The following is an 11,079-nucleotide window of genomic DNA, read 5'->3' on the forward strand; positions in this document are numbered from 1 at the left end:
TTAATGATACTATACCCTTACTTTGAGTGTTCGTCCAAAGCTTTTGAAATATTTTGTATGAATAGAATACCATCCTGCTCATTTTCAGGAGTGTAGCTAGAAGCTATTTTCTTTTTGAAAGTATCTACTTTATGATGGAATGTGCTTTTAGGGATATTATATAAGTCAGCAAGTTCAGCCAAAGATTGTTCCTTTTCATTCTGGAAAAGAAAGTGGAAAATTAACTTTGCATCAACTTTTGTCAAACCATATAAAAGCTTTTGAATAATCTTGTCATACTTTACACTTAACCTTGCGATTTCTTCTATGGAAATCGATTCTTCCTTTGTTTCTAAAATATTGAAGCTTTTTTGGTCGAATAAACTGAAAACAGCTATAGTTAATTTGTTTAGTGAGATTGGGGTCTCAATAGAATTGAAAACATCTTCGATGGCTATCTTCACTAGTGGTTTGAAATGTTTAGTGGATTCTTTTATGGGAATCTTCGACAAATAAGTAAGTGCACTTTCAATATCTTCCAATGGTTTGAGGTCGTCTTTTGAGAAAGAATTAATAAAAACGTAATCTTGCCCTTCAATCGTGTTGTTAATATAGTTTTCCTTACATATTGAAATAACCAATTCTCTGCATTTCTCAAAGCTCAAGCCTTCTTTTTGCTGTTCTTCCTTTATACGGTTAGCAACAAAAGAAATGAGAATTTGAGAAAAGTAATACGACAAATAACTCTCAGGTATCTTGTTTAGGTTATCAAATTTTCCTTTAGCTAATGACCATTCAAAAAACTGATGTGTTAACTCCTTTATTTCGTCTGCTGACCAAAATTTAGTTGCATTTGTTTCACTGCTTACAATAATTGATTTAGGCCAATTATACTTACACACAAAATTTGACACCACACTTATAAAGTGCTTGTAACCTTCATTTGAAAGTAGCCCTGTTAATAATTCGTATATGTATTCAGTTTTAAACATCTATGCCTTTGCAGAATTTAATTTGTTGTTTGAATGCTTTTATCTGTACCTCGCTTAAATTTTCGATTCCATTCCACCCTTGTTTCAATGTCAATAAATCACTTTTACTGAATGTCATCCAAAGATCAATTAGAAAATATGAAAGTGGACAAGCTGGGTCAGTAGTATTTAACTTCACCTTAAAAACGCAGCTTCCTTTCCTGTAATCTTTCGAGGTGCCAGGAACAATTTGGCAGCTTGTCCTGCAAGAACTTACTTTTCCTACTACAGAAGGATGATAATCGGTTTCCGATTTGTTTGAAGCAAATGAATTAGTCCAAATACCATTTGGGGCCGCCCAAATAGACCCAATTTCTGGCGCATAAATATCATAAAGTATTTGCTTCCAATCTTTCATTTATTGATAAAATACTAATATTGAAATAGTTACGTGAATTATAATTAATTTTTATTAATAATATTCGAAAATTAATCCTGCTTTTTCAATTAAATTGTATTTGATCTCAATTCTAAAAGGTTTAAATTTTTTTAAAAAGAACACTGGTTTTTTATTGTTTTATGAACTTGAAATTTTTTAAAGAAAAACCAAATTCAAATGCTTTCAATATTATTTACTAATATAAAACTAAATTTTTTTGATAAACTCAAAATAACCCCACAAATAGCCCTAATACCATTTCATGTTACCAAAATTGAAATAATAATCCTTCCTAATCTGTTCGAGTCCTATTAAATATTTGTTTTCAGTAGTTTTTTTATCCAGATCCAAATATGCAAAATGTATGTAGACTGACATGATAGCTCATCCTTTATAAAATTCAGTTAATTCTATCCGGTTCTTTTTTAATTCCCAATTCATCACTCTTAATTCTTCATTTTCACGCCTTCATCTTTCCAAAACCCTTCCCGACTCCTTCATATCAAAAATCAAGGTACCTGACTTACCCAAGGAATTTTTGACCATAGTGACTTCCAGTCTGCCCTGGGTACTCATGCCTATATCATCTTCCGTGATGCCGATTACCATAGGATGGTACAGCATCAATATTTTATGCGCCTGTTGGGCCAAAAGATCGGAACGGTAGATATCCATCAACCTGGGTTCCTGAGGTCCCCCTCTGCGTTCTACGCTTGACTGGGCCATGACACTGATAAATACAGGAATTCCTGCTTCCTGACTGAATTCTTTCAACTTGCAAAGGTTTTCATAGTAATGAGCAGCGCTGAAAAAATTGCCCATTATTTGGTAAAAATCATCCAAGATCAGATAGGAGGCTTTCCACAATTTGGCCTGTGTCAAAACCTCATCCATGTTCTGGTATTGAAACTCCACCTTGACCCGGTTGAGAAACAAGGATTTGATATCGGAAAGGCAATCCAGTAATTGGACCTCTGACCAAGTTTCTTTTGGATCCTCTTCGTTCCGAATGATGGAAGCCAGGTATTTGACCAAGGAAGGCATATTGCTCATAGGAGCAATCAACATTCCCTTATATTTCTGAAAATAGGAATAATTAAGCATCAGGTTGAGTAAAAAAGTGCTTTTCCCATGGAGTGGTCTACCGGAAAAAGCTACCAATTCAGCACCGAATCCGCCCCCTAGAAATTGATCAAATTTCTTCCAACCTGTGGATAAGGTTTCTCCTTTTACCTGATTGTCAAAAAGCTGTGCGTATAATTCTTCAAAGTTCATTTTTCAAGATTGGGTTTTTAATTCATATTTTTTACTTTTTATCCAAAGTTCTATCCGTGTAAGTTTCCCTTTTTTTAGCCTCAAATTGTCGGATTTACCCAGCGAAGCCCCTTTGCGTCCTTTCATTCTGCCTTGTTTCGATAGGGTCCAAATTCACCAAGAAAGCATTTTCTTTTCTGTACAGTTCTCCTCATGGAAAGTAATATTTTTGCGGCCCTTTGCGTTCCTTGCGGTTTAATTAAAATTTGGGTAGCAGTTTACCCGATCTCTTTAAGTTGATTCTCACCTCTAATCGGTTATTCATTATCCTTCTTCGAAAACAAAGACCACCATATCAGCCAAATCCCCAATAGGATCATTGCGAGAGCAGCTATCAAACTTAATAATCCCATATTCCTATCCTTTTGAATTTGACCAAACATTTAATAGAACATAATAACATATCCGAAACTGTATCAGGTGGATATTGATGGATATTGGATATTGATAGATATTGTTCTTCCATAAAAATATACCATAAAGATTATAGTACATTTTCATTTACTACAATTGGATATTTCTCCAATTTACATGTTTATACGAAGCGATTTGCAGACGAATGATTTTTCTCGGACAGCTTATGTCACAAGTGCTTCACTGGGCAAACTTTTCCCCATTTTCCCGTTAAAATCAATATGTTCTGCTTTCCGGTACCTGAATGATCTCTGACTGATTATTATGATTTGATCTTTCTGGTTTATAGTTGAATAGGTGTTATGGAAGTCAAGTTGCCCAAAGGCCGCATTCCAAATTCCATGATTCGGTTTACTTGGTACTTTGTACTTGGTACATTGTACAATTTCATTTTCCACACATGCAATCCTGTTTGATGACCTAATCAAATTATGTCTAAAAAACCCTAAACCCTAAAGCCATGAAAACCCAAATCCTTACCCTCATTTCCTTCCTCTTCTGCCTGAGCCTTGCAGCCCAGACCTACCAGAAATATCCTACCCAAAACGGCATCCCATCTATTTTTCCAAGCACGACCGTCAAACCCGGCACTGCCCCCAATACCCTGAATGTGTACCAAAACAACAACGGACTTCCGGAAATTCTGCCTTCCCAAACCATCAAAGTGCAATCCGATGGTACCAAAGAAGTGTATTCAAATCAATACGGGATCCCGGAAGTTTTCCCTTCCCAGGTAATCAAACCCAGTTATTATGGAGGATACGACGTGTATGATGCCCAATATGGACTGCCTTCCATAACACCTTCCCAGACCATCAAGGAAAATCCATACGGGGGATTGGATATTTATGAAAACAAAAACGGTTTTCCCGGATTTGTACCCAGCCAAACCCTCAAACCCAATAACTACGGGGGCTATGATGTGTACCAAAACAAAAACGGCATTCCCGCCATCACTCCGACTGCTGTAATTAAGAAAAAGGATGATTAGGGGGGTGTAATTGCCAATTACACCCAGCGGGGGATTAATTGTGGCACTAGTGACACATTTAGAGTTAGTTATAAAAATGGAACCTAGCTTATTTATCTTAGGCTGATTGGTCTCATTGGTAAAGAGAGCTATGTTCAAGAATTTTCATTAAAGCAGTATTGAGGTAGAGTTTTTCCTTTCCTACCATTTTGGAATTCAGGAAACCTTTATCTTCCAAAGCACTCAGGTAGTTTCCTACGGTTTTTGGAGTTCCCAGGCCTACATCCATCAATGATTGCCTTTTGGTGTAGGGAAGTCTGAAAATAACCTCTATCAATTCCTTGGAATAAACCTTTGGCAATGTATTGCGGATACTTTCAGCAGTTGATTCCATCAGTTGGGTTACCTGTTCCAGTCTTTTCAACCCGTGTTTGGCCGTGCTTTCGACCATTTCCAGCATGTAGAGGATAAAATCCTCCCAATTCTGATTTTCTGTTACTTCCCTCAGGCAGCGATAGTAATCGTTTTTATGCTGAATGATGTATTCACTGAGGTATATCGCAGGTATATCGAGCAGTCCTGTTTGCTTGAGAAATAACAATAGCAGAATTCTACCCGTACGGCCATTTCCATCGGCGAATGGGTGAATCGCCTCAAATTGATAATGTAACAGCGCCATTTTGATCAAGGGATCAAAGGATTCATTTTCATTGATGAACTTACACTCGTAAAAGTAACGAGGGTAAATTTATTGAATTTTTACCCTCGTTCATATAACAAGGGTAAAAATTACCCTCGTTTTTTTATGTTGGGATTAGTTCCAAGTTCTTCCGAATTTTATGGAAAGTTTGGATAGCTTGGTGAAATTACAAATTACACCAAGCAGGGGAAAGAAGGATGAGTAGGTGGGATAAGTTTGGTTTTGATGAAGCTGAAATTCTGGTTATTGTAATCTGCATGTAACAACCTTCAAATCATGTCAACAGATATTTTTGGATATTCAATTGATATTAAGATATTTTCGAGACAATGATTCAATACTTTGTTTCCCAGCTTATTTTAATATTATTTCCCAATCCAATTTAATTTTTCAGTAACTTTAATAATCTACTAAATCGGTAAATTGTCTGCCTTATTTCCGATTGCTATCTTGATTGTTTGGATGGAAAGATGTAAATGAAATTCACCCAGCGGGAATGGTGGCGGAATCTAGAGGAAATTGCCATTCATCATAAATGACTGAATAATTTGCTTTGATTAATATTTTTAACATACATTTGTAAACTTAACTTAAAAGTGAAGCGTTCCTTTGTAATAAAGGAATATATCAGTTTTGAAAAAACAATGTTCTATTCAATTCATGAAGTTGGAGATGATAATTGTGAAACTGATAAATTCTTTTTACGATTCATGGACGAGGAGAAATGCCAAAAAGATGTTCAAACCATTAAATATTGGATTGAAAAAATTGGAAGAGAATTTGGAGCGCTTGAAAGATATTTCAGGCCTGAAAGAAAAGCCAACGCATTGCCAATACCACCACCAAAATCTAATTTAAGGCTATATTGTTTACGTGTATCAAATGAAATTGTAATTCTAGGTAATGGAGGTGTTAAGTCATCAAAGCTTGTTCAAAACAGCCCAGATGCTTTACCTCTTTTCGAATTGATGAATCTTGTTGCTTTTATTTTAAAAATGAAAAATGAAAATGACCAAATTTCTTTCCAAGGAAAAGAAATACAAAGTGATCTGTCATTTTATACCAATCAATAAAACCCGATATGAGTAAAATTTTTGAATCAATCCAAGTCAGTGACGAAGTAAAACGTTTTGTTGACCATTCATTTGATGTGGTGAATAAAATCCATGAGCTTTTGGAAAAACAAGGAAAAACTCAGAGAGACCTAGCTAACCTAATGGGTAAAAAAGAATCCGAAATCAGCAAATGGATGCAGGGCACTCATAATTTCACCTTAAAGAGCCTTGCGAAAATAGAGTCAGTATTAGGAGAAAATCTCTTTGAAGTTCTTAAAGAAGATGAATTGGTAGTTAAAAAGCAGGTTGCGGTTTTTTATCAAAATCTCATGAAGCAGGATCAAATTACTTTCAAAATGAGGGAAGTCATTAACAAAATATCGGCCGCCTCAAGTGAAATTAAAGAGGTAATTATTGAACCTAATCTGATAAAGAAAAGTGAAGCAGCACCTGAGAAAACTATTTATTCGGAGGCAGCATAATCATGGCAAATAAGTCAATAAAATTTTCAATTAAGTCAATTTCTACTGAAGAGTTTGCAACGATAAAAAGTTGCTACAAGGAACAAGAAGAGGTAGGAATCGAGACAGGTTATGGGTTTGGAATTAATCCAAATGAACACATAGTAGTGGTAAACTTTTCGTTAATGTTCAAGTGTCTGGATAATCCTTTTATTATTCTAAAAATATCTTGTGGATTTGAGATTGAACAGCAAGATTTCTCTCAGCTTTCCAATAAGGAAAGAAATGCTTTCATTCTTCCAAAAGATTTTCTGACACATTTAACCGTTTTGACTATTGGAACAGCAAGGGGGATACTTCACGCCAAACTTGAAAAATCCGGTTTCGAGCAATTTGTACTCCCAACTTTGAATATTTCAGAAATGATTAAGGAGGATATGGTTTTTGAAATTACATCTGAATAATTTTTTCAATCTACCAAAAACATGCAGCAAATCAGACAGATTAAAGTAAGGGATTTGGAATTTGACTGCCGGGTGGCAGGGGATCCAAAAAATCAGGCCATTATCCTGCTGCATGGCTTTCCGGAGACTTCTTTTATGTGGATCCGCCTGATGGATAAGCTGGCCGCTTTGGGATTCTACTGTCTGGCACCGGATATGCGGGGCTACAGTGCCCATGCCTGCCCCAAGGGGGTAAAAAACTACACCGTAAAAAAGTTAACTGAAGATATACTGCACCTGGCCGATGTCCTAGAGGCGGATAAATTCCACCTGATTGGACACGATTGGGGGGCAGGTGTAGGCTGGAATGTGGTATATCAGCATCCTGAAAGAATCCTCAGTTGGACAGCCCTATCGGTGCCGCATTCCCGGGCACTGGGCAAGGCTATAAAAACAGATCCGGAACAAAAAAAGAAAAGCCGGTACATAGGCTGGTTTCTGCTGCCCTTTATTCCCGAAATCATCATCCGGAAGAATAATTTTGAAAAATTCAGAAAACTCTGGAAAAACAGTTCCCCGGAAGAGCTCGCCAATTATCTTACTGTTTTTGGAAGAAAGCAAACCTTAACCGCCGCCCTGAATTATTACCGGGCCAATTTCAGGGGAGGAAACAAATGGCCCATTGGGGAAATTACCACCCCAACCTTATTGATCTGGGGGGAAAAAGACATGGCTATTGGTAGGGCAGCTATTGACAATAACCTGAAGTATATGAAAGGCGACTATACTTTGCTGGCTTTGGAAGGAGGTCATTGGCTGATGCAGACCAATTACCTGGAAGTGGAAAAAGCGGTGGTAGGGCATGTGACGAAATATAGAACATAGCAGGTAGAAAATCCTTTAAAAAAAAGTATGCGGAAAAAATTAAGTAACATTGAATTTTTTATTCCAAAACAATAATTAATCTGACTCTTCGGAATTTTACACGTGAGCTTATTTCAAAAGAATCTCAAATTTTTATTCAAGTTTTCGGGTTGGGGCGGGGAGGATGACGGCGGACCGGGCCGGCCTTGGCCTTGTGCGCGGATAGGATTCCGCCGTCTTGATTTTTTTGGTTACTTTTTTTATCAAGAAAAAAAGTGACTAAATAATTAACTTGTCAACATTCACCACCTTTAGGATAAAATATTTGGCTACGTGTAAGATTACGAATACTTAGAATAAGTAAAATCATAATTTTGAATTATTTATCATTCACTAATTGAATTATATAATTATACGAATGATTTATAATACCAAAAATTTTTCCTTTATACTCAAGCAGGATGGAAAATGGTCCTTGGCACCTGCTTATGACCTTTGCCATGCTTACAGACCTGGAAGCGAATGGATAAGCCAGCATGCGCTAAGCATCAATGGCAAGCGCAAAGACATCCTTAAATCCGATTTGGAAACCATCGGTGCCTCCATCCGCTGCAAAGATGCCTCGTACATCATTGAAGAAATCAACCAAACAGTCAATCGCTGGAAGGAATTTGCAGAGGAAGTTCAGGTTGATCCTCAACTCAGGGATGAAATTCAGGATACGATGCTGGATCTTATTAATTAGATTAAAGTCAATTTTGTTCAGGTATTTTGAATTGATAAGAGGAGGGATTGACTTCGTCGATCCCATTTTGGGGGAGTTGCAAAAAAAAAAGCCTGCTCACTTCGTTCGACTTGGACTTTTTGCACTTCAAGTCGCCCAAGCAAGCTCGGCTCCTTAAAATGCAAAAAGCCCAGCGCTACGCGCCAGGCTTTTCTTTTGCAGAGGAGGAGGGATTCGAACCCCCGGTACCTCTCGGTACAACGGTTTTCAAGACCGCCGCGATCGACCACTCTGCCACTCCTCTGTGTATTATTTGTTATTCCCAAGACAATCGAACTGAAAATTTCAATCCTTTTGACCTGTATTTCGGCAGACAAGTTTGCCATTCCTCTAGAAAGTCGTTGTTCTTTCGGAATGCAAATGTAGGTCTTATCTTTTAATTTACAAATGTCCAATAATCAAAAAAGATAATCAAATGCTAATTCCCTGATTTTCTGAATTATTTTATTTTAGGTCTGGTTTGGAAATGGAAAATGAATGAAACCACCCCAGTTCCAGAGTCGGCGCTGTAAATTCGATCGGAGATTGGGAACAAATCGCCGACGATAGGAAACGTTTTTATTTTTTGAAAAGCGAATACCGAAGGCCTAAGCAGGGATACACTTCGGAAGGGAATTCGGTAACCCGAATGTCTACCCCGATGCGCAACATTTTTTTATTCAGGCTATTATTACCCATCAGAAAATTAGAATTTATAAGGGGAAATCCTGTATTTTAAGGCTTTATTAATACAAACAAACATGACGAAATCCACCTGCTTCCTTTCTTTTTTATTGATCTTTTCCCTTTTTTGGGCCTGTAACCCAAAAGAAAATTCCGGAAACAACCCAGATTCTCTACCGCGTATCGCCATTGCAGGCATTGCTATTGAATCCAGTACCTTTTCACCGGCGGTGAGCGAAATGGATGCCTTTAGGGTCAACAGAGGGGAGGAAATTTTCAACCTTTATCCCTTCTTTTCCCCAGACTCCGCCAACAGGAAGCGGGCCAACTGGTTTCCGGCCCTGTATGCACGTTCCCTGCCAGGAGGCGCGGTGACCAGGGAAACCTATGAAGCATTGGTGAATGAAATACTCGATAGACTTCGGGAAAATTTACCTTATGACGGTATGTTTTTCGATATCCATGGTGCAATGAGTGTGGTTGGGTTGGATGACCCGGAAGGGGATCTGATTACAAGGATCAGGGAAGTGATAGGGCCAGAAACCCTCATCTCCACCTCCATGGACCTGCATGGAAGTGTATCCTGGCGGTTGGCGGAAAATACCGACCTGATCACCTGTTACCGCATGGCCCCACATGAAGATGCCATGGAATCCAAAAAGCGTACCGTGGATAACCTTTTGGAAAGACTGGAATCCGGTACGGGCAAACCTGCTTATAAAGCCTGGGTGGCAGTCCCGATTTTATTGCCGGGAGAAAAGACCAGTACACGGGTTGAACCCGCCAAGAGCCTATATGACAAGGTTGCGCCGGTCGCAGACCAGGAGGGAGTAGTGGATGCTGGCATCTGGATTGGCTATGCTTGGGCGGATGAACCCAGAAACCAGGCCTATGTTATGGTCACCGGTGATGATCAGGACAAGGTGAAAGAAGGGGCAGAATACCTGGCCAAAAGTTTCTGGGAGGTGAGAAAAGAATTTGATTTTATTGCCCCGACAGCCAGTTTAAGAGAGAGTTTGGATAAAGCAATAGCGAGTAAAGTACAACCTTTTATCATCAGCGATATGGGGGATAATCCTACCGCAGGAGGGGCAGGTGATGTGACCTGGACCTTGCATGATATCCTAAAACGGCCTGAATTTAAAACATCAGAAGGTCCATCTCTGATCTATGCCTCCATTCCCGGACCTGAATTGATAGAAAAAGCAGTGGAAGTTGGGGTAGGGGGAATGGTGGAGGCTCCTGTGGGTGCTGCTGTGGATAACCGGTATGCCCCTCCTTTATTGTTGAAAGGAAGGGTTATGGCCATCAAAGAGGGAGATCAACATGCCCAAACGGAGGTGGTGGTTCAGGTGGGTAGTGTGTCGGTAATTGTAACCAAAAGGCGAAAACCTTATCACTATGAAGCAGATTTTACCAATTTGGGTTTGAATCCCAGGGAAACAGACATTGTGGTCGTGAAAATTGGGTATCTGGTTCCTGAATTGTATGACATGCGGGCAGATTGGATCATGGCGCTGACCCCGGGAGGAGTGGATCAGGACCTGGAGAGGTTGGAATTCAAAAGGATCAACAGACCCATGTTTCCATTTGACAGAGAGATGGCTGATCCTGATTTGACAGCGAAGTGGGTTCCGGTGATTGAAAGGGCATTTTAATTTCCAATTTCCAATTACCAATTATCAATTACCAAACTCCAAATCTCAAATTCCAAAAAATTAGTATCAGTTAATTCCACTTCACAGGTTTTTAATTCCCTTTCATTTTGATAGGCAGGATGCGATTTAGGAAAATCGCATTACAGTAGGACGACTTTCCAAGTCGTTCAATTTTCATATCTAAATAGAATCCCATTCATTTCCAGTTTGGAATAAAGGATGCGATTTAGGAAAATCCCATTACAGTAGGACGACTTTCCAAGTCGTTCAATATCCACATCTAAATAGAATCCCATTCATTTCCAGTTTGGTAGTAAGGATGCGATTTGGGAAAATCGTATTACAGTAGGACGACTTTCCAAGT

The 11,079-nt window shown here is 38.7% G+C and carries 11 protein-coding genes and 1 tRNA gene; 7 read left to right on the top strand and 5 right to left on the bottom strand.

Going from position 1 to position 11,079, the window contains the following annotated elements:
* Nucleotides 1–17: 17 nt before the first annotated feature.
* The 3 genes from ACFSKV_RS14635 to ACFSKV_RS14645 form a co-directional block, all read right to left on the bottom strand.
* Entirely contained in the window at nt 18–971 is a 954-nt protein-coding gene (locus ACFSKV_RS14635; RefSeq protein WP_380804279.1) for a hypothetical protein, read from the bottom strand.
* Nucleotides 964–1,368, bottom strand: coding sequence for a hypothetical protein (locus ACFSKV_RS14640; RefSeq protein ID WP_380804282.1), 405 nt, complete (start codon nt 1,366–1,368; stop codon nt 964–966). Before ACFSKV_RS14640 ends, ACFSKV_RS14635 begins: the two co-directional genes overlap by 8 nt.
* Nucleotides 1,369–1,857: 489 nt before the next feature.
* Entirely contained in the window at nt 1,858–2,664 is an 807-nt protein-coding gene (locus ACFSKV_RS14645) for a DnaB-like helicase C-terminal domain-containing protein (RefSeq protein ID WP_380804284.1), read from the bottom strand.
* Between the two features lie 913 nt (nt 2,665–3,577).
* Between ACFSKV_RS14645 and ACFSKV_RS14650 the strand changes: the two genes are divergently transcribed.
* On the top strand, nt 3,578–4,108 hold the full coding sequence (locus tag ACFSKV_RS14650) for a hypothetical protein (RefSeq protein WP_380804287.1): 531 nt from the start codon (nt 3,578–3,580) through the stop codon (nt 4,106–4,108).
* A gap of 112 nt (nt 4,109–4,220) precedes the next feature.
* Here the strand turns inward: ACFSKV_RS14650 and ACFSKV_RS14655 are convergent, their stop codons facing one another.
* Complete coding sequence (locus ACFSKV_RS14655; RefSeq protein WP_380805114.1) at nt 4,221–4,835, bottom strand: Fic family protein; 615 nt, start codon at nt 4,833–4,835, stop codon at nt 4,221–4,223.
* A gap of 662 nt (nt 4,836–5,497) precedes the next feature.
* Here ACFSKV_RS14655 and ACFSKV_RS14660 point away from each other — a divergent pair.
* From ACFSKV_RS14660 to ACFSKV_RS14680, 5 genes are all read left to right on the top strand, one after another.
* The gene (locus tag ACFSKV_RS14660) at nt 5,498–5,860 is read left to right on the top strand and encodes a hypothetical protein (RefSeq protein WP_380804290.1); all 363 of its coding nucleotides are present in this window, start codon (nt 5,498–5,500) and stop codon (nt 5,858–5,860) included.
* 8 nt (nt 5,861–5,868) lie between these two features.
* Nucleotides 5,869–6,324, top strand: a complete 456-nt coding sequence (locus ACFSKV_RS14665) for a helix-turn-helix domain-containing protein (RefSeq protein ID WP_380804293.1) — start codon at nt 5,869–5,871, stop codon at nt 6,322–6,324.
* A gap of 2 nt (nt 6,325–6,326) precedes the next feature.
* Complete coding sequence (locus ACFSKV_RS14670) at nt 6,327–6,767, top strand: hypothetical protein (protein WP_380804296.1); 441 nt, start codon at nt 6,327–6,329, stop codon at nt 6,765–6,767.
* 21 nt (nt 6,768–6,788) lie between these two features.
* Complete coding sequence (locus ACFSKV_RS14675) at nt 6,789–7,631, top strand: alpha/beta fold hydrolase (RefSeq protein WP_380804298.1); 843 nt, start codon at nt 6,789–6,791, stop codon at nt 7,629–7,631.
* Nucleotides 7,632–8,028: 397 nt separating this feature from the next.
* The gene (locus ACFSKV_RS14680; RefSeq protein WP_380804301.1) at nt 8,029–8,355 is read left to right on the top strand and encodes a HipA domain-containing protein; all 327 of its coding nucleotides are present in this window, start codon (nt 8,029–8,031) and stop codon (nt 8,353–8,355) included.
* 198 nt (nt 8,356–8,553) lie between these two features.
* Here ACFSKV_RS14680 and ACFSKV_RS14685 read toward each other — a convergent pair.
* Nucleotides 8,554–8,638: transfer RNA gene (locus tag ACFSKV_RS14685), tRNA-Ser, on the bottom strand.
* Between the two features lie 496 nt (nt 8,639–9,134).
* Here ACFSKV_RS14685 and ACFSKV_RS14690 point away from each other — a divergent pair.
* Nucleotides 9,135–10,715 carry a M81 family metallopeptidase gene (locus ACFSKV_RS14690; RefSeq protein WP_380804304.1) on the top strand — a complete coding sequence of 527 codons (1,581 nt, stop codon included), beginning with the start codon at nt 9,135–9,137 and terminating at the stop codon, nt 10,713–10,715.
* Nucleotides 10,716–11,079: the final 364 nt, after the last annotated feature.

Origin of the sequence: Shivajiella indica (assembly GCF_042683085.1) — a bacterium.
GTDB classification, from domain to species: domain Bacteria; phylum Bacteroidota; class Bacteroidia; order Cytophagales; family Cyclobacteriaceae; genus Shivajiella; species Shivajiella indica.